Source organism: Mycolicibacterium komossense (assembly GCF_025822605.1).
GTDB lineage: Bacteria > Actinomycetota > Actinomycetes > Mycobacteriales > Mycobacteriaceae > Mycobacterium > Mycobacterium komossense.
The window spans coordinates 72108-90325 of sequence record NZ_JACKTY010000004.1; the positions used below are offsets into that span (position 1 = coordinate 72108).

Here is an 18218-nt window from a genome sequence, read left to right on the forward strand (position 1 = left end):
CGTCGACGTCTCCGGCCCCAACGGCGCAGTCGCCGTTTCTAACGCCCACGGCACCGTGACCGGCGCTGCCGGCGGCGTCCTGCTGCGGCCCTTCGCACGCCTGATCAGCGGCGCCGGTGACAGCGTCACCACCTACGGCGAGCCCTGGAACATGAACTAGCACAGGGATTTACGCTCGACCAGACTTCTCCCTAGCAGAAGAAGTGCAACAGCCCCGCCGGAAACGGCGGGGCTGTTTGTAATTGTCGGCGAGCCGATCCCCGACGGGGCCTACCTACTAGCAGGGAGTCCCGGATTGGCGTCAGCCGTGACGACACGGTCTCCCCCGACAGAGGACGATGGTAATCAGTCGATTACGACGAACCATCGAGCAGGAGAACATCATGACAACGACCAACCGCGTCGCACCCTGGATCGCCGCCGCCGCGATTGCGGCCTCGTTCGGGTTCGCGCCGATCGCCGGAGCCGCCACCGAGCAGATGCCCGTCATCGCCGCCACCACCACCCAGCCCGCACCCGGCGGGACCAACGGCACCGATCCGCTGGTCCCGTTCGGCGCCGATCCCCAGATTCCCTACCAGCTGGGTTTCATCGACCACAACCATGACAACGGCAACACCACCAACGGCCAGCTCGATCTACCGTCCTAACCTGGCTCAGCTGCCGGTCCGCTTCAACACCGAGTCGTAGGCGAACGCGCCTGCGCATGGCGTGCTGGGGCTGTCGAAATCCAAGGATTCGGTACCCGTCAATTGCGGCACCGGGTTCAACGGCGGTTGGGGCATCGGATAGTCGGAGTGCATGACCATTTCAGTGGTGCTCCGGTCGGGGCAGCCTTCGTCGCGCGACGCGCGACGGCTGACCGACCACACCCCGTTGGCGAACGCCAACGGCCATTGCACCGTCGTCCCGTGGTAGGTCGCGGTCGCCAATGCCCAGCACTGCTCGGTATTGCGCAGACACATCGTCATCATGTCGACGGTCTCGGCCTGAACCTCGACCTCGCCGGTCTGCGGTGCACCGCCGGCCCCACGGTAGGTGTTGACCTGGCTGTACTTGCCCTTGAGCCCGTCCGGCGCCGACGCCGAAAGTGCCGGCACCGCATGGGGATCCGCGACAGCCACTGCAGGGTCGACGTCACCGACCCGGGTCAACGTCATGGGAGCCTGCATGGCAGAAACGCAATCCACGCCGACGGCGTGAGCGGCGTAGTACGTGCCCACCAGCGTCCGGCCCGGACCCGGCTTGACGAACCAGGCGACCACCCCAGGGGACGTCGAATCGTCGGGGCAGCTGAACGTGTTGGGGGCCGCCATCTGCCAGCCGCCGTTGACGTAATCGAGGACCACGGTGTAGTCGGTGGCACGTTTGGAGTCGTCGCCCTGTAGCAAGGTCCCGGTGGCCACACAGCCGGAGTGCGAGCAGGCCGACCGGATGGCGAACAGGCTCGGTGCCGGCGGAGCGTGCATCGCCTTGCCGTTGACCAGCACATGCTTGCCATCGAGATCGAGGCGGTACGTCCCGTCGAGAGCAGGTTCGTAGATGACCACCGCCGACTGTGGTGGCGGCACCGCTGACACGGCCGACGAACACCCCGTCGCAACGATCAGGACCAGTGCGCTGGCGATCATTGGCCGGACAAACTTCATCGACGCAGGATAAAGCGCGACACGCGGAAGTGCGCATCACACCTGGCGGGGGTGTGACCGCGTTAGCCTCGGCGCGTGCCGTCTCGCAGCCCGACCCGTGCGGTCAGATATGCGCGTCGACGAAAGCGGCGCATGGCCCAGAAGATCCACGATCTCACCGCCGCGCAGTGGAGTGCGCTCAAGGACGCGTGGGGCGGGTGCGCCTACTGCGGTGAGGCCACCACCTCATATCAGAAGGATTGCGTGCTGCCGATCTCACGCGGCGGAAGCTACGTGCTGGCCAACGTCGTGCCCAGCTGCCGATCGTGCAACGCAAGCAAATGCAATTCCGAAGTCACCAGCTGGATGCGCCGCAAGAAGCTCGACGAGCAACGCTTTCTGGTCCGTCAGAGGGAGATCAGCCAGATGCTGGCCGATGTCCACGACGACGGATCGCCCTCGGCGATTGAGTAAGAGCAGGCTCCGCAAAGATCTTCCAGAATCCATCTCTCACCGCACTTTTCGCGTGTGTCACAGTCAGGGGTACTGATGGATTGGGCGTTGATCGGCAAAGCGGTGGCCATGTTCGCCGTCACCAATATCGACGACATGGTGGTGTTGATCGTCTTCTTCGGCTCGGCAGCGTCCTCGCGTTCGGCCATCGTCCGCGTATGCCTTGGCCAGTATCTCGGTTTCGCTGCGATCCTGGCCATCTCGATTCTCGGTGCTGCCGGCGCGGGCCTGCTACCCGAATCGGCGATCCCCTACCTCGGCCTGCTGCCCCTGCTACTCGGCCTGCGCGCCGCATATACGTTGTGGCGCAGCCGCGGCCGTGAAGATGACACCGTCGTGAAGCAGTCCGCCGCAAGTGTGGGCGTGCCGCAGGTCGCCGCAGTGACCCTGTCCAACGGCGGCGACAACATCGGTGTCTACGTTCCCGTGTTCGCGTTGACGAGTGCCGCCGGCCTGACCGTGTACACGGCGGTGTTCCTGGCGGGGGTCGCGCTGTGGTGCCTCGCGGGATGGTTCTTCGCCAGCAGGCGGGCGGTCGCGCCGATATTGGCGCGCTGGGGGCACATCATCCTGCCGGTCGTGCTCATCGGCATCGGCCTGAGCATTCTGATCGAAGGCGGAGCCTTCGGCCTGTAGCGCCGGGCCTGACTGGGGCCTAGTTGCAGCCGGCGGCGTTGACCCATCTGCCGTTGTAGCTGACGCAGCCGTTGACGTTCGGCGGTGGCGGCGGGTCATACGGCATCGGGGCGTAGTAGGCAGGCGGAGGCACGTACGGCGCAACGACATCGGAGAGGTTCGCGCATCCGCTGACCTGGACTCGTCGCCCTGCGCTGGCGCACACGTCGGCACCGGCGGCACCGGCCTGGATGGTGAGGATGGCTCCGGGGATCGTGGCCAGGGCGAGCACGCTCGCCGCGGTGACGGTAATCGACCGTTTACGAGTCATGTCCATGCCCCCTAGGAACCCAGTGGCGATGCGGCGATGTCACATCGGCTTCGCAGATCGGTGAGAGGCTGACGAATGCCGTTGATATCCGTCTCGGTCTGAGGGTGTGCATCCATATAGGACTGCACGCGGTCGTGGACCTGGTCGCTCGGCAAGCCGCGCAGGCTGGTGAAGAAGTCGTTCACGTCCGGGTGGCTGAACAGGTAATCGCCCATCGCAGTCCCGACGGTGCCCGACGCCACCGCAAGGTCGCCCGCGGTGCAGTTGGGCGGCGGCACGGCAGGTACGGGATCCGCGGCCGCCAGTGCGGCCCCGCCAAGCATTACTGCACCGGCACTGATGACGGCGAAAACCGCACCGCGCAGAGCACATCCTGGCACCGACATCGGAAGCTTCCTCACTCGGTGGTCACACGACCAACGCTGAGCGAAGCTAACCACACCGCAGCCGAACTTATGGCCAGTAGCAATACAGCTCAGGAACCTGCCAGGCGAGGCTGCGGCCACGGTCGTTGTTTCCGTCGAATCGCAGCCCTGCGCGCAATCTCGACGGCCTCACACGTTGAAGCGGAATTGCACGCAATTACGTCATCGATAAACGTCACGACGGTGTGCAATGTGGACAACGCGGACCACAACACGTTCGTCGAAGACCTGATAAATCACCCGAAACTCACCCCGCCGGGCCGAAAACCGCCCCTCCAACTGGCCGCGAAGTGGTTTGCCCACCCGTTGAGGATTCTCAGCGAGCGGACCTCGGATGAACTCCCAGCATGCGACGGCCACTGCCTCGGGCAGCAGATCGGTGAGTGCCTTCTTCGCAGCGGTCGTCAACTCAATCCGGTACGTCACCGCGGAAGCCGGCCGGCGGCGCGCATCTCCTCTGTCACCTGGTCGAGCGTGTGGAGCTCGCCGTTTTCCGCCTGCGCATCGGCTTCTCGAACCTCGCGCATCAGTTCCTGGTCGCTGAGGATCGCCAGAGTCTCCATGATCGAGTCGAAGTCGTCCGCACTGAGTATCACCGCGGCACGGCGGCCCTGCCGTGTGACCTCGATGCGCTCGTGCGTCCGGACAGCCTCGTCAACCAATTTGGAGAGGTTGGCGCGAACCTCGGCGAGAGGAAGCGTTGACATGTACAGAATTCTAGCGTGAGGGGGTGCAGACGTGCGTTTCCGAAGGATTCCCGACCGACGAGCTTGCGTCCACGATCAAGCGTCGAATCGCAACCCTCAGCAAAATCTCGACGATGGGCTCTAGACGTTGAAGCGGAACTACGCGCTGGACGTTTGTCGCCGTTGACCGCGTTGGGTGCGTTAAGTCTTAGCAGGTCAGCAGGTTGGGGACGTTGGCTGCTATTTATCGCGAGCGAAGCTACTGCGGACGGACTGCGGACGGGAGCTCGCGGCCCAATCTGACGGAGAGAGAGCAGGCGCTGGCCGTGCGAGGCGCGCGTCCTGTTGTGGTACAGGTACCCCCCACCCCCACTAATAGTTGCAGTTGAACCGGAATCAGCCTGACGTTCAGGCAGTCAGCAGAATGGCATGGACCGCCCCGAATAGTCCCGCGTAGAAGTCCCGGGTTCTCGCCGTACATGGCGAGCTGATCGAGCACATCGCCGCGGACACCATCATTGGGAGCGTGAGCGAGTTCCGCAATCCCTTACCGGGTGACTCAGATGCAACAAGGGTTAGCTCCAGTGACTGGCGCGCTCACTGTGCTTCCTGCTAGGCATGTCCTAGTACTACAACTTATTTCAGGGGGCATCGTGACGTTGCGAGTTGATCCAGAAAGTTTGGTTACGTCTGGGTTGGTGGTTACCGACCGGGGGGAGAGCATGGCGGCAAAGCATGCTGCTGCCGATAACCGGGTGGAGGCAGCTCAAGGCGGCTGGCAGGGATTGTCAGCAGCGGCGATGGTGGCGCGGTCCCAGTCGTGGGCCGCAACAACGACTGCGCTGTTGACTAGACTCAGTGACCACGCGCAAGCGTTCCACACCAGCGGGCAAAGCTTCAAAGAGATGGAGACGCAGAACAGCCAGGCGTTGAACGTGCCCGGGCAGGTTGCGGATGTGATTGTCGGCGAGACCGCGCACTGAGTCGTCGTGGCGTTGTCAGTTGCCGATATCGAGCGGTGGGACGCCGGGGATGTCCGGGAGGTGTTCCACGCCGCGACCAGCCGCGCTCAGGCCGCTAGGGATGCCGCAGATGGGTTGGCAACGCTACCTGCGTTCAGCAGCTGGGGTGGTGCGGCCGCCGAAGCGGCCAAAGAAGCGGTCGGCAAGACCCGCAAAGATCTCGACGCACACGGTGATGAAGCCGAGGCGGTGGCGGACGCGGCCCGCACCGCAGCAGACAATATCGAACGGATCAAATCTGAGCTGGCGTCGGTCAAAGCCGACGCTGAATCTCTGGGGATGGAGATTGACCCTGTCTCCGGGCAGGTGATCGCAGGTCCAGGTTTCAAGGGCAACGCGATGGAACTGCTGCTCAAGCAGGAGCAGTTGCAACCGCGCCTGGACAAGATAGTTGCCGAAGCCAACCTGGTCGATATGGCTCTGGCGAACGCCATCCACATGGCCGACGGGACGACCCCGATCCCGGATACCCCGCTGGACAAGGCCGCACTCGACAAACCGCTGCCCGAGGATCCCAACCAGTTCGCCGACATGTGGGAGAAACTGTCCAAGGAGCAGAAGGATTACCTGTACAGCCGCGACCACAACATCGGCAACCACAACGGCATGCCGACCGGCGACGACCAATATCCCGGCAAGGATTACTACAATCGGCTCAACCTCGCCGACCAGCTCGCGCGGGCACAATCAGCGGCCAAGCAAGCTGATGCACTCAAAGCGGCCCATCCTGATTGGGCGCAAGGCAACAACATCCCCGAACCGAACAAACCGGGGGCAATATTCGATGATCGTCTCGCCTACGAGGCGTGGCAACGCCAGTATGACGGCACACTCAATCGATCAAAGTACCTTCCTGACCTTCAGGCAGTAGACAAGACGCTCGCCAACCACCCAGAACGCAAACTGATGCTGCTTGATACCCAAAACGGCCGCCAAGCACGAGCCGCCATAGCCGTCGGAGACCCCGATACTGCAACACATGTCTCGGTCACTGCCCCCGGCCTGAACACAACGGTGCACGGCGCTATAGACGGGATGGCTGACGAGGCGTCGCGTGCGCGTCTGGAAGGACTCAACCAGCTCGCGGCCGCGGGACGCGGCAACGAAACAGTCGCCGCAATCGCGTGGATTGGCTATGACCCACCGCAAATCCCTGGCACCGACGATATCGGCAAATCGTTGTCCGGCGGTTGGGAAGTCAGCCATGACGATGTCGCCAAGATCGGCGCGCACGACCTCGCCGGGTTTTATGACGGCATTCACGCTACGCATCAGGGCCCAATGGATCTCACCGCGATCGGACACTCCTACGGGTCGCTGACCACGGGCCTAGCCTTGCAGGAACCCGGAAATCATGGTGTCGACAATGCCCTGTTTTATGGGTCCCCGGGAATCGAAGCCAGTACCCCACAACAGTTGGGTCTACAGCCAGGGCATGTGTTCGCGATGGAGACTCCAGATGATCCGATTCAATGGACCTATGACGGTAAACCGCTGATCCACGCCGGCGCTCTCCTACCGACTCCGCTCGGGCCGCTCGCGCGAACGGTGGTCGGCGGGTTGGATCTCACTGGCGCAGGCGATTTCGGACCTAACCCGGCGACCAACCCGAACTTCACCCACCTCGCCACCGGCACGGTTACCGTTCCCGACGGGCGCACGTTCAGTGCCGCCAGCGGCCACAGCGACTACCCCCGATGGGATAGCGCCCACAACCAGCTCTATACCAGCGGATACAACATCGCAGCCGTCATCGCTGGCACAACACCCATCGCGCAAAAGTGAGCACATCAACTATGACACCGCGACCAACCCGTCAACCACGCCGGCTCAGCGCTTTGGCCTGTGTCGCGTCAATCGCACTAGCAGCGACAGGATGTCACATGGGTAACCCCTACAAACCCACCGATCCCACTCAGGCCAGTCAGGCCGCCGCATCATTGACCTCGATGCCAACACTGGAAGACACCGAGAGTCAAATGCGGTCAACGATTGAGCAAGTCGGACAACAAATCTCAGCAATAAATCCCGCAATCAAATGGGCGTGGACCCGCGAGGACACCCGCGTCGGATGCAACCCCCCGTATGAACAGTCGGACGGCCAAGAGATCGTGATGGGTAGCTACGTCTCCGATGTGCCGATCCCAGAACAAAATTGGCAACAGGCCCACGACATCGCCCAGAAAGCCGCCACCACTCTAGGCAACACAACCGTCTCGGTGTTCAAAGACGCTCCCAACGACCACGACATCCAGTTCTCCACCAGCACTGGCACCACCCTGCGCCTCGGATCACAGAAAGCTGCCCTCATCACAGGCAGTACTGGCTGCCGTCTACCCGCGAACAAACACTGAGTTCAGACCTGCACCCATGTGTGAACATCAACCCGCCGACAGCAACTTGATGGGCTAAGAATCGTTAGAAGATCCCCACCCCCCCTCTGCGGAAGGCGACTACTGACGGCACACGCGTCGACGAGGCAGTCTTGACACGTGTGACCGCTTCGGCCCGAACGATCCTGACCAGGCGATATGGGAATTGGTGGACGTTGGTGGGTCGATTGATCGATGTCAGTTAAATGCCTGAAAAACACGGCGGTACTGCTCCTGTGGCACAAGCTTTGTATCAGACCCGGAACGTTCATATAATTGTCCATCAAAGAAATTTGGAGCGTCACCTGACTGAATCTTGAAAAGGCCGACTGCGTGACCATGATAAGGAACAAGTCTCGCGCTGTTGGCAATGCTGGACGCCAGCGCTTGTTCAAGTCCGGTTGATGGTAGTTTCTGAATCAGCCAATGCCAGTAATCGTTCAGTTCACAGCCTCGGAGAAGTGCTTCACGGCCGATGCCAACCACGCGGAAACCGCGATATAAGATCGCATTCACCCCGTCCATTTCTGTTACCCGATTCGCATCACTTTCCGTGTCTGCGATACCGATTGCGATATATCCAACAAATCCTTTTCCACCATTGGCCATCGCGGACATCGTCTTCGCGATCTTCTTGAAATTGTTTTCATCAAAGGATCGTGGATCCGCGAGGGTGAATAGCCCTTGTTTGCAGTCGAATAACTGCTGTTCGACGAGCGCATTGCTCAAAATGGTTTCGAGCTGGCTGGCATATCCGAATGTGGCGATATCGTCTCCCGCGATCGGCCCTTCGAATGCGCTGCGCAGTATCCCTTTTACAGAATCGATAGTGGCCCGTTTCGTTGGCCCGGTCCAGTCGCCACCTCCACCTGGTACGGACATGTGGCTCGATCCGATTTTGTTCAAGCACAAGGCAGCGGCTGGATAGCTTTTAACGCGTAGGCGCTCGCGAATTATAAGCTCGTAGAAAGCCATAAATATTCCATGGTAATAGCGGGGAGAACGGCCACCGCTGCCAGCATCGATCAGTGTCGAGAATTTCTTTTCATTAGCGCCAATTACCGTTCTAATTTCGTCATATACCCTCATGAAGGCATCAACGATGTGATCTTTGCCAGCAGTATCGATAGCGTTGGTGATGTTCATCGATACTTTGCTGGGGCCTAGTTCTGGATCTCCGAAGTTATAGAAATCGTCGCGGATTCTAGTTCCGGATGTCGACAATGGCTCGATGAGGCAATCGATCAATATATCTAAGACCAGCTGTTCGTCTAGAGATTCGCGGACGTCCTCGCGGCGAAGTATTCCGTTGATGACCCAAAAGATGTCATCGACATTGACGCCGTATTCCAAGTTATAGTTTGTAATGCTCAGCTGCGGCATTCTTCTCAGTGGCACAGACTCGCCGGCGGAGGTATCGCCGCGTATTCGGGAGGATATAACGCGGACCAGATCTGCAAGAGGTGATATCGTGCCGGCTTGGCGGAGTGACTGCCGGGATAGACGTCGTCCACCGGAGTTGATTCTCCGAAAAACTTCCTCGACGTTTGCCTCATCAGCGGCGCGGAAAACCGATAACGCAACGGTATAATTGGCGAATTCTGCTGACTCTTCACGTCCGAATGCCGGCTCTCGTTGGATAAGACGCTCTTCGTCCTTCTTCAACTTTGTATCCGCAAGCGAATCGAGATCGAAGTATCGGCCTGCTACCGGATATTCGTTCTCCAAGAAGGCGAAGATGGCGTTGAGTCGTTGTAGGCCGTCGATCAACTCGTAAGTGATCAACCCTTCGTTGGTGGTCTCTGCGACAAGGAACAGAGGGAGTGGGAGGTCGCGGAACATTGAATCGATTAACTTTTGCTTTTCTTCCACGGTCCACACCAGCTTTCGCTGATATCGGCGATTGACCTGGAATCTGTCCTTTAGGTATAGGTCGTACATTCGCTGGACGCTTTCGCTACGAACAGACAGATCTTGGGTACCAGGAGACATGTTGGAGATCGTATCGACATAATCGCCAGAGAGAGAGCGAACGCTGGCCATACGAGGCATGGCGCGGGTGCGAGTCAGGGCACCCCCCAGGGGGATCGCGGTTATGACTCGTCTTGGGCCAGAACCCGATAGACCGTTGCCCGGCTGACACCAAGGGTTGAGGCGATGGTGGTCGCAGGTTCCCCTGCCGCATGCATCCTTTGGGCCAATGCGACCTTATGTCCGTCGAGAGCCTTAGGACGTCCGATGGATTGCCCGCGTGCCTTACGTGCCTCACGCGCTGCCGTACGGCGCTCCCGGCCAAGCTCGAGTTCAAGTTCGGCCAAGCTCGCCAGGACGCCAGCGATCATCCGCCCGGTGGCGTTGGAAGTGTCTATACCTTCTCGAAGCGAGCGCAGGACAATGCCTCGCTCACCGAGTTCCCGAATCGTGGCCATGACCTCAGCGGCGTTGCGGCCCAGACGGTCGATCCCGACTACGACGATGGCGTCCCCCTCGCGGGCATAGTTCAGCAGCGTCGCCAGGCCTGGACGATGTTCCCGCGTGGAGGTTCCCGACAGCTTGTCGCTGTAGACACGCGACCCGTCCACCCCTGCGACGACGAGGGCATCGACTTGTTGATCTAGTGACTGATGCCCGGTACTCACGCGGGCATAGCCCAGAACGGTTGTGGTGACGACGGGTGCGGCGTTCGGGACCATGAACCCAGTGTCGCAAAAGTCGCATAACCTGTCAATATGCGACAACCCTTTTGAAACAACTTCTGCGACAGACCCACCTGGGAGTTGTTGAAGCTCAGTGGGTAGTGGTGACAGTGTGTCAATTCTTTAGTTTTGCGACATGCGTCTCCGGCCTGCCTGGTTGTCGTTACTTGTCTGCAACTTGCGGTATGAAGCGCTCGTCAAGGAATGAATCGCGCTGAGCATCCCGGCGGCATCCCTTCGATCCCACCTTTCTTGCCCTACGATCGTCGGCAAATGAAGAGCGAAGTTGATCAAGCTTTCAGCGCAGGCCGTGATCGTTGCGGAAGTGGAAATGCTCTGGTGCTCGCGCAAGCGCATATGTACGGGCAATTCTTGGTGGACCAAGCAGGCACCAACGCGGATTACCTCGCCGCTGCGGAGCAACTTGGATACGCCTTCGAAAATGCCGTGCGCGCTATTTCTATACAGATTCGCAGTGGTGATGTTTATCTTGAGCAAGAACTCCTACACATTCAAAGCGACATTCTTGAAACGACAGGATTTGTCCAGAGCAAGTATCTTACCGAAGATTCCGATAGTTCGTTCGTAGCGGCCGCGAATCTCATGAAAAAAGCGGGCCGCGGATTTATTCAGGTCGGTGATTTTCGCCGGGCCTCGATAGCATTTACTAATGCTGCCGAAATACTACTGGAGAAGTCAACCGTAGATACCGCCGAGATTTCACTGATTAAAAAGTACATTGACATAGGGTTCAAATACAAAGAACCAGGCACCGTTGATTGGGCCTACTCCGAAGCTGTGATCGGTATGTACTACGAACGATTGGCCGATAACGGAATCGGTGATAAAATCAACCACCTAGAGCTCTCACGAGCGGCTAGCAACCGAGCGCTGGGACTGTTTGACGAATATGATGAGTACCCATCAGAGCCGGCGCTTCTAAGCATATCTCGAACTGAACGAGAGCTGTTTCATGCAAAGCGTCGGGCTCGGCGCTCTCAGGCTGTGCTAGGCCATATTGACGAGCTGCCAGAACCTGTTAGGCAGGTAGCGGAAAATGACCCAGGAATGGTCGCAGGTAATATTGAGGTGAACCCTGCGACCTTTGGATTCGATGAAGTACCAGAATGGCTTTCGCCCAAGAGTGAGGATCCTCTCGACACTGAGGATGTAGAGATGCTACTCGCTGCACGAGAACGATTGGTGAGCCCCAAGAAGCCGCGAGTATCTGATTCCGTCAATCGTTCGCAACTGACAAGAATGTTCGAGGCTGCGGAGATTAGTATTGACCTTCAGAATCGGCAAGAGGCGTATTCTGAATTTTCCGCATTGCTGTCCGAACATGGCGACATACTCGAACCTGAACAAATAATAAGGCGCGGTATGACAGCCATAGGGTTGGCTGAGCATCTTGGTATTGTTCCGCCAGTCCCGTTGCTGCTGCAAGTTGCAGACTCTTTCTGGAATCTTATAGACAAACGCGACAAGAACCTAATAGAGATATTCCTGCGCAATAATCCTCCACTCGCACGATTTGTCGCATGTGAACTTTGTAGGCATGAAATGTGGGATCACGCCATCGGCTTGATCGACCGCACTCGGGTTGTCCTGCATGCGAATCATGTGTCAGAGTCTGAGTACTTGGGAACTGTCAATCCCGTGGAGAGGTCGATGCCTCAGTGGGTTTACGTCACCCATTCGTCTCGGGGTACGTACGTAATTATCAAGTCAGATGACGCAGATGTCCCGACGACGGGTGTCTTCGTCTCGGAACTAACTGGTTCGGAGCTTGCAAGGCTGAGTTTCTCGTTTGATTACGGAACGCTCGGCCTAACTTATTCGCAAGAAGCTGGAGTGCCTATGTCACTTCTTACTGAAGCAACACTACGGGCATTTGAAATTCTAGCTCCCGTAACCCGTGCAATTGCGGCACTTACTAGCCGAAATTCGGGTATCTGTTTGATCGTGGGTGGCTTGTATACAAATCTACCTATAAGTGCTGCACTCGGTGCTGAAAATGATTATCCGTTCATTGCGATGGTCTTAAGTGCCACTACGACGGCGCGGGAATCGGCTGAGATCACTTTGGGTAACGAAGTTTCGTCATACGCAATCAGCGTTCCAGCTGCGTCAGGCATGAGGGTTCTGGTGCATCCAGAACGTGAAGTAGAAGTAGTTAGTCGGTACCTCGCATCAACTGGGATTCGGTCGAGTATTGTTCACGAAGCAACAAAGCCCGACCTCGAATCGCTGTTCAGAGACGCGAATATTATTCACTACTCTGGGCACTCGTTTGCGATCCCTGAGGATCCATTTCGAAGTTCGCTGGCTTTGGCTGACGGTCCATTCTCAGTTTCTGATCTACTCGCTTTAGATCCAGCTCATAAGCTGTTTCTAACGACAATGAGTTCATGTCAATCGGGCCAGCCTGCAACAGGGGTTCTCGGTGACGAGTTGATCAGCCTTAGTTCGGCATTTCTGTATCGAGGGTGCCGATTCGCAATTGGTACCCTTTGGCCGGTATTAGACGTTGCGTCATACATATTTTTCTGTCGCTTTTATTGGGCTATTTCGCGTCAGGATAGCCTAAATATCTCGGCGGTCTCCCTATGTCTCGTATCCACGCAATCGTGGATACGCGAATCTACAATATCGGAGATGTCGGACTTCATGAAAGCGAACGGTTCACAAATACCTGATCTATTTTACCGCGAGGCTGCCAGCGCAACACCATTCGAGCACCCCAGGGTGTGGTCGGCGTATTACCTCGCTGCGAGAGGGCTCTAACTATTCAAGCGCGGCTTGGTGTCACCGCAACGTCGTTGTGAATTGCGAATAGGTTGAAATATCGCTGCTCACCTTTGAAAAGCATTCACTTACCAGCCTCGATAACCGGTATCTGTCATCGCGCCCAAAGCCCTCGTCATCGAGCCGGCCCGCAAGTTCCTATCCAACCGAACGTGCTGCGCCTTTTCGAGCACGTCCATGGGCACCAGGGCGGGAGCCGCGTTGCGGACCGCCGCTTCTTGCAGTGCGAATCGTGGGACGTCATACAGCCTCGTTAGACAGGCGAGCCACCGTGCTGACGGCGGTCAGCACCTAGGTCGTAGCGGCTCATGTTTCCCCATGTCAGCCCGTGCTGACTCGTTGTTCATTTTCGCAGGTCAATCGCGTTATATGCGGCTTCGATTCCCGGCAGCTCCATCAAATAATCGGAGGTTGGGTCCTGCGGACTTGCGGTTGACTCTGTTGCGGGTGCTTGAGTCATGGCACACGACCCAGGGGGGGGTGGATTCGATCACGACGACGAGCTTCCTTGTGACCGCTTGTCAGACCACTGCGCGACGGTACACATTTTCGAAAAATATGGACTGAATTGAGCTGAGCCAATCCTGGGGACGGAACTTCGTTGGTCCGCCCTCCAGGACTAGATCGGCAAGTTGGAATCAGCGACCGGGTCGGGATGACTGACCGCCCCTAGTGCGTGAGCGTTGGCGTTTCGGGAGGTTGGCGGTCGCGGTAGCCCCGGCCTGCCGACGCTTCGGCATGACTGCTGGGCTTGGCGACGTGCCCCCTTCTTTTAGAGGGCGTCCGAGGGTGTCCGACGTGTCCGGTGTCGGCTCGGTGCTGGCGCTGTGGTTGGGAGTCTGCTTCGCAGTATCTGGCCAGAGTTCCATCATGTTGTCCGCCTTCCTTTCTCGGCCAGAGACGTCATGGACGACATGGACGCCTTCGGACACCTTTTCCGGGGGTAGGTAACGGGCGAATGCGTCGGTGAAGTCATCGAGGTAGTAACCACGCTCCCTCTTGTCCTCGGTGTGCCGGGTCTTGATCGAGTATTCGCGTAGCCGTACACCGAGCCGGGTTGGGCTGAGTTCAAGTTGTTCCCAGGGAGATTCGGAGAGTGCGCACAGCTTGGCGCACAGCTCCTCGGACTTCATGAACGGGGTGCCGAACACAAGCCGGATGTCTGCGAGCAGTTGCAGTTTCGGCGAGCGGGCGGTGTCGTCCTCCGCTGCCGATGTGACCATCGCTATGGCGGCGCTGCGGGCGAGCTGTGGCCACGCCCCGCCTGCGAGGTCGGCGATGGAGACCAGTGGCTCCCACAGATCAGCCGCCCGGTCATCGACGGGGAGTTCGGGGTAAGTTGCCCCGGCTCTGTCCCGCACGCTGTCGGCCCATTCCGCCAACCGGTCGCGAAGTTCTTGGAGCATCGGACGATCGCGGCGGAGACGGTACGGATGGACCGTCTCACTGTCGCGGCGACGCTTCATGACGACCACCACGGCTCGGTCCTCAATGGTCTCCGGCATTTTGCCGATACCTGCTAGCGCCGCCATCGCGAAGGTTGGGAACTGCTGCGTCGTCAGGTCCGTGCCGACGACGCGCCCGAAGTCCAACCCACGCTGAAAGCCCGCGTTGAGCAGTCCGCGCAGCTCCTCGTTTTTATCTGCGACACCTTTGGAGCCGAAGATGGTGTCAGCCTCATCGAGGAGCAGGGTGGGCGGCGGGTCCTTGTCGAGAGAGCGGAACACGAACGCCAACGACCCATTGACCGCACGCAGCGGAGAGTAGACCAAGGCGTCAACAATCTCCAGTAGCCGCGACTTGCCCGACCTCTTCTCCGCCGAGCGGATGACCAGCCGAGGCGCGTAGTCGAAGTTCGTCAGCAGATGCGACAGGGCGCACCACAACACCACCGCGACTAGTTCGTGCTCACCGGGTAGTACGCAGAACCGGCGGATAGCGTCGCGAACATCGTCGAGGAGATCGAAGCCGGCCATGTCCCCGTCGTTCCCGTCCGCCGCCGGGGAAGGTGCCATCTCAGACATCAGGCAACACCTTCGCCGCGACGGGTGGCGCGCTCCTGATCGTTGACCCAGGCCATAACCTCGGCCCGCCTATAACGCACACGGCCAGCCAAACGGAACGACATCGGCCCGGACCCGGTAGAGCGGTAGTAGCGCAGGGTTCCGACAGGAATGCCCAGCTCGGTTGATACATCTTCGGTGGTCATGAGTTCCACCTCGGCGGTAATGGCCATACTTCCTCAATCTTCTTGCGCTTAGTTTTCCAAGCGTGTCGAGTCTCGACGCCGCAGACTGTAAACCCTTAGGGCTTGGATAATCAAGCCTCTGCGGCTTACAGTGTGTCGGTGACTACACCAGAACTCGCTCGCAAACGCCACGAATCATGGGAGAAACGCTTCGGTGAGACCGTCCGTAATTGGCGGAACGAGCGCGGCTGGCCTCAGGAAGAGGTCGCCCGACGACTTGGTTGGCAGGGATTTGACCTGCACCAAACGACCATCGCGAAAATCGAACGCGGAGCACGACCGCTTCGGATCGCAGAGGCAGCAGCACTGGCGGAAGTATTTGAGATGCCGATCACGGCCATCTTCGGATTGACGCTGCCCCAGGACCGCACCGCGAATCTCGATGCGCAACAGCGGGAACTTGAACAAGTTCGCAGGCAGGTCGATGACAGCCGAGAGACGCTCTACAGCGTCGCGCAACGCCACGCATACCTACTAGCCGAACTCGAGAAGCTCTTCCTGCAAATGAACCAAGACATCGCGGGGAAGGTCGCAGATGTCCCAGAAGCGTAACCGCCGTAGCGGTGTCGAGGACCGCTGGCAGAAGGCAGATGGCTCCCCCACCGCGGTGGCAGGTTCCGGATTGCGCTGGCGCGCAAGGTACGTCGATTCAGAGAGCCGCGAGCACGCTAAGGGCTTCCGCACAAAGGTCGCGGCGGCGCAGTGGCTGAACGGCGTGGTCGCCGCGCAAGAGACTGGCAACTACATCGACCCGAAGCTCGGCAAGGTCACCTTCCACAGCTATTACCAACAATGGTCGAAGATGCAGACCTGGGAATCTGGCACGCTCAAAGCCATGAACCTAGCCGTGAACTCGGCGAGTTTTGGCGACGTGGCATTCGCCGACTTAAAGCCGTCCCACATTGAAGCGTGGGTTAAGTGGATGAGGGATAAACCTTTAGAGGCGTCCACCATCAAGACGCGATTCAACAATGTCCGCGCAGTTATTCGGGCCGCAATAGGCGACCGATTCCTTGCCCACGACATCTCTGCCAAGGCGACCCTGCCGAGGCGTCCGAAAAACGCTGAGGCGATGAAGATTCCGACACCCGCCGAGGTCGGTGAACTGCTTAGGGTTGCCGACGACCACTTCGCTGCCTTCGTCGCACTTTGCGGGTTCGCGGGCATGCGACTGGGCGAAGCCGCCGCCCTCCGAGTTGGAGACATCAAGTTCCTGGCCAAGGAGATTCGTATTGAGCGCCAGGTCCAACGTGCCAACGGAGGTGCCGTCGAGATACGGCCACCAAAATACGGATCGGTGCGCACCGTATACGTGCCGGATGAACTGCTGCACGTCTTGAGTGAACACATTCGCTCGAACCTGCCCGACAACGACCCAGATCAGTGGATGTTCCCCGGCCAAGGTGAACACCCTCTTCATCAGAACTCGGTCGGTTATCTGTGGCGTAAGGCCAGGAAGGCAGCGGGCGTCGACTTCGTGCTCCACGACCTCCGGCACTTCTATACCTCTGGACTCATCAACGAGAACTGCGACGTGGTGACGGTTCAGCGGGCACTGGGGCACTCGTCGCCGAGCGTCACGCTAAACACCTACGCACACCTGTGGCCTAACGCCAACGACCGGACACGGAACGCTGCTGGAAGGTTGTTCCAGGCGGCGCTTAGCTCTGCTGCGGACGAACTGCGGACGGACAGTCAATAAATGGCTACTGAGCTGGTCATTTAAACGTTGAAGCGGAACTCCACCACGTCGCCGTCGGCCATCACGTACTCCTTGCCTTCGATCCGGACCTTGCCCGCGGACTTGGCTGCGGCCATCGACCCGGCGGCCTTCAGATCGTCGAAGGACACGATTTCGGCCTTGATGAAGCCCTTCTCGAAATCGGTGTGGATGACACCGGCCGCCTTCGGCGCGGTATCCCCCTTGTGGATCGTCCAGGCGCGCGCTTCCTTGGGCCCGGCAGTCAGATAGGTCTGCAGATTCAGTGTGTGAAAACCGGCCCGCGCCAGGGCATCCAGGCCCCGCTCGGTCTGCCCGATGGACTCGAGCAGTTCGGCAGCCGACTCGTCGTCGAGCTCCTGTAGCTCTGCTTCGATCTTGGCGTCGAGGAATACCGCGTCGGCCGGGGCGACCATCGCGCGCAACTCTGCCACCCGGGCGTCGTCGGTCAGGACCGACTCGTCGGCGTTGAAGACGTAGAGGAACGGCTTGACCGTCATCAGGTTCAGTTCCCGCAACTGTGCCGAGTCGATCTTCGATCCCGCGGCGAACAGCGTGGTGCCCCCGTTGAGGATCTCCTGGGCCTCGAGCGCGACCGCGTGAATCGCCTTGCGGTCCTTGTTGGTCCTGGCCTCTTTCTCCAGGCGCGGCACCGCCTTCTCCAACGTCTGCAGATCGGCCAGGATCAGTTCGGTGTCGATGACCTCGATATCGGATTTGGGGTCGACCTTGCCGTCGACGTGCACCACGTCGACGTCGGCGAAAACCCGCACCACCTGACAGATGGCGTCGCACTCGCGGATGTTGGCCAGGAACTTGTTACCCAGCCCGGCACCCTCAGAAGCGCCTTTCACGATCCCGGCGATGTCGACGAACGTCACCGGCGCGGGCACCAGCTTCTCCGAGCCGAACATTTTCGCCAGCTCCCCCAGCCGTGGATCCGGCAGTGGAACGACGCCCTCGTTCGGCTCGATCGTCGCGAACGGATAGTTGGCCGCCAGCACGTCGTTGTTCGTCAACGCATTGAACAGCGTCGACTTACCAACGTTGGGCAGACCGACAATTCCAAGGTTCAGGCTCACAGGGTCCAGAGTCTATAGAGATCGCTGCCACGCCGGACGCCCGCTGCCAGTCGTCGCCCGGTCAGAGCCGGT

The 18218-nt window shown here is 59.3% G+C and carries 20 protein-coding genes; 10 read left to right on the top strand and 10 right to left on the bottom strand.

Going from position 1 to position 18218, the window contains the following annotated elements; genetic code table 11:
• A partial coding sequence (locus H7J73_RS00515; RefSeq protein WP_264065340.1) for an MspA family porin occupies positions 1-160 on the top strand: 160 nt, incomplete at its 5' end.
• 223 nt (positions 161-383) lie between these two features.
• Entirely contained in the window at positions 384-650 is a 267-nt protein-coding gene (locus H7J73_RS00520) for a hypothetical protein (protein WP_264065250.1), read from the top strand.
• A gap of 6 nt (positions 651-656) precedes the next feature.
• Here H7J73_RS00520 and H7J73_RS00525 read toward each other — a convergent pair whose 3' ends face one another.
• On the bottom strand, positions 657-1649 hold the full coding sequence (locus tag H7J73_RS00525) for a hypothetical protein (protein ID WP_264065251.1): 993 nt from the start codon (positions 1647-1649) through the stop codon (positions 657-659).
• Positions 1650-1781: 132 nt separating this feature from the next.
• On the opposite strand from H7J73_RS00525, the gene H7J73_RS00530 reads away from it, so the two are divergent.
• Together H7J73_RS00530 and H7J73_RS00535 are read left to right on the top strand one after the other, a co-directional pair.
• Positions 1782-2102, top strand: coding sequence for an HNH endonuclease (locus H7J73_RS00530; protein WP_276030760.1), 321 nt, complete (start codon positions 1782-1784; stop codon positions 2100-2102).
• A gap of 108 nt (positions 2103-2210) precedes the next feature.
• Positions 2211-2777, top strand: coding sequence for a cadmium resistance transporter (locus H7J73_RS00535; RefSeq protein ID WP_264065342.1), 567 nt, complete (start codon positions 2211-2213; stop codon positions 2775-2777).
• Positions 2778-2796: 19 nt separating this feature from the next.
• Here H7J73_RS00535 and H7J73_RS00540 read toward each other — a convergent pair whose 3' ends face one another.
• The 4 genes from H7J73_RS00540 to H7J73_RS00555 all read right to left on the bottom strand — a co-directional run bounded on the left by H7J73_RS00540 (position 2797) and on the right by H7J73_RS00555 (position 4219).
• Positions 2797-3093 carry a hypothetical protein gene (locus H7J73_RS00540; RefSeq protein ID WP_264065253.1) on the bottom strand — a complete coding sequence of 99 codons (297 nt, stop codon included), beginning with the start codon at positions 3091-3093 and terminating at the stop codon, positions 2797-2799.
• Between the two features lie 5 nt (positions 3094-3098).
• Positions 3099-3473 carry a heme-binding protein gene (locus tag H7J73_RS00545; RefSeq protein ID WP_264065254.1) on the bottom strand — a complete coding sequence of 125 codons (375 nt, stop codon included), beginning with the start codon at positions 3471-3473 and terminating at the stop codon, positions 3099-3101.
• A gap of 201 nt (positions 3474-3674) precedes the next feature.
• Positions 3675-3938: a type II toxin-antitoxin system RelE family toxin gene (locus H7J73_RS00550; RefSeq protein ID WP_308207380.1), complete on the bottom strand. Its 264-nt coding sequence runs from the start codon at positions 3936-3938 to the stop codon at positions 3675-3677.
• Positions 3935-4219, bottom strand: a complete 285-nt coding sequence (locus tag H7J73_RS00555; protein WP_264065255.1) for a type II toxin-antitoxin system Phd/YefM family antitoxin — start codon at positions 4217-4219, stop codon at positions 3935-3937. Before H7J73_RS00555 ends, H7J73_RS00550 begins: the two co-directional genes overlap by 4 nt.
• A gap of 632 nt (positions 4220-4851) precedes the next feature.
• On the opposite strand from H7J73_RS00555, the gene H7J73_RS00560 reads away from it, so the two are divergent.
• The 3 genes from H7J73_RS00560 (at position 4852) to H7J73_RS00570 (ending at position 7574) form a co-directional block, all read left to right on the top strand.
• Positions 4852-5181, top strand: a complete 330-nt coding sequence (locus H7J73_RS00560; protein WP_264065256.1) for a WXG100 family type VII secretion target — start codon at positions 4852-4854, stop codon at positions 5179-5181.
• 6 nt (positions 5182-5187) lie between these two features.
• On the top strand, positions 5188-7005 hold the full coding sequence (locus tag H7J73_RS00565) for an alpha/beta hydrolase (RefSeq protein ID WP_264065257.1): 1818 nt from the start codon (positions 5188-5190) through the stop codon (positions 7003-7005).
• Positions 7006-7103: 98 nt separating this feature from the next.
• On the top strand, positions 7104-7574 hold the full coding sequence (locus H7J73_RS00570) for an LppA family lipoprotein (protein WP_264065258.1): 471 nt from the start codon (positions 7104-7106) through the stop codon (positions 7572-7574).
• Between the two features lie 216 nt (positions 7575-7790).
• On the opposite strand, the gene H7J73_RS00575 is transcribed toward H7J73_RS00570, so the two are convergent.
• Together H7J73_RS00575 and H7J73_RS00580 are read right to left on the bottom strand one after the other, a co-directional pair.
• On the bottom strand, positions 7791-9644 hold the full coding sequence (locus tag H7J73_RS00575; protein WP_308207381.1) for a GmrSD restriction endonuclease domain-containing protein: 1854 nt from the start codon (positions 9642-9644) through the stop codon (positions 7791-7793).
• A 41-nt stretch (positions 9645-9685) separates the two neighbouring features.
• Entirely contained in the window at positions 9686-10285 is a 600-nt protein-coding gene (locus tag H7J73_RS00580) for a recombinase family protein (RefSeq protein ID WP_264065259.1), read from the bottom strand.
• 276 nt (positions 10286-10561) lie between these two features.
• On the opposite strand from H7J73_RS00580, the gene H7J73_RS00585 reads away from it, so the two are divergent.
• Positions 10562-13075: a CHAT domain-containing protein gene (locus H7J73_RS00585; RefSeq protein ID WP_264065260.1), complete on the top strand. Its 2514-nt coding sequence runs from the start codon at positions 10562-10564 to the stop codon at positions 13073-13075.
• A 659-nt stretch (positions 13076-13734) separates the two neighbouring features.
• Here the strand turns inward: H7J73_RS00585 and H7J73_RS00590 are convergent.
• Both H7J73_RS00590 and H7J73_RS00595 read right to left on the bottom strand, forming a co-directional pair.
• The gene (locus H7J73_RS00590) at positions 13735-15120 is read right to left on the bottom strand and encodes a DUF3631 domain-containing protein (protein WP_264065261.1); all 1386 of its coding nucleotides are present in this window, start codon (positions 15118-15120) and stop codon (positions 13735-13737) included.
• Positions 15120-15332 carry a helix-turn-helix transcriptional regulator gene (locus H7J73_RS00595; RefSeq protein ID WP_264065262.1) on the bottom strand — a complete coding sequence of 71 codons (213 nt, stop codon included), beginning with the start codon at positions 15330-15332 and terminating at the stop codon, positions 15120-15122. Before H7J73_RS00595 ends, H7J73_RS00590 begins: the two co-directional genes overlap by 1 nt.
• 75 nt (positions 15333-15407) lie before the next feature.
• Between H7J73_RS00595 and H7J73_RS00600 the strand changes: the two genes are divergently transcribed.
• Both H7J73_RS00600 and H7J73_RS00605 read left to right on the top strand, forming a co-directional pair.
• Positions 15408-15896: a helix-turn-helix domain-containing protein gene (locus H7J73_RS00600; RefSeq protein ID WP_264065263.1), complete on the top strand. Its 489-nt coding sequence runs from the start codon at positions 15408-15410 to the stop codon at positions 15894-15896.
• On the top strand, positions 15880-17046 hold the full coding sequence (locus tag H7J73_RS00605; RefSeq protein WP_264065264.1) for a tyrosine-type recombinase/integrase: 1167 nt from the start codon (positions 15880-15882) through the stop codon (positions 17044-17046). The genes H7J73_RS00600 and H7J73_RS00605 overlap by 17 nt, the downstream gene beginning before the upstream one ends.
• Positions 17047-17066: 20 nt before the next feature.
• On the opposite strand, the gene ychF is transcribed toward H7J73_RS00605, so the two are convergent.
• A complete protein-coding gene (gene ychF / locus H7J73_RS00610; protein ID WP_264065265.1) occupies positions 17067-18146 on the bottom strand; it encodes a redox-regulated ATPase YchF in 1080 nt (359 codons plus the stop codon).
• Between the last annotated feature and the right edge of the window lie 72 nt (positions 18147-18218).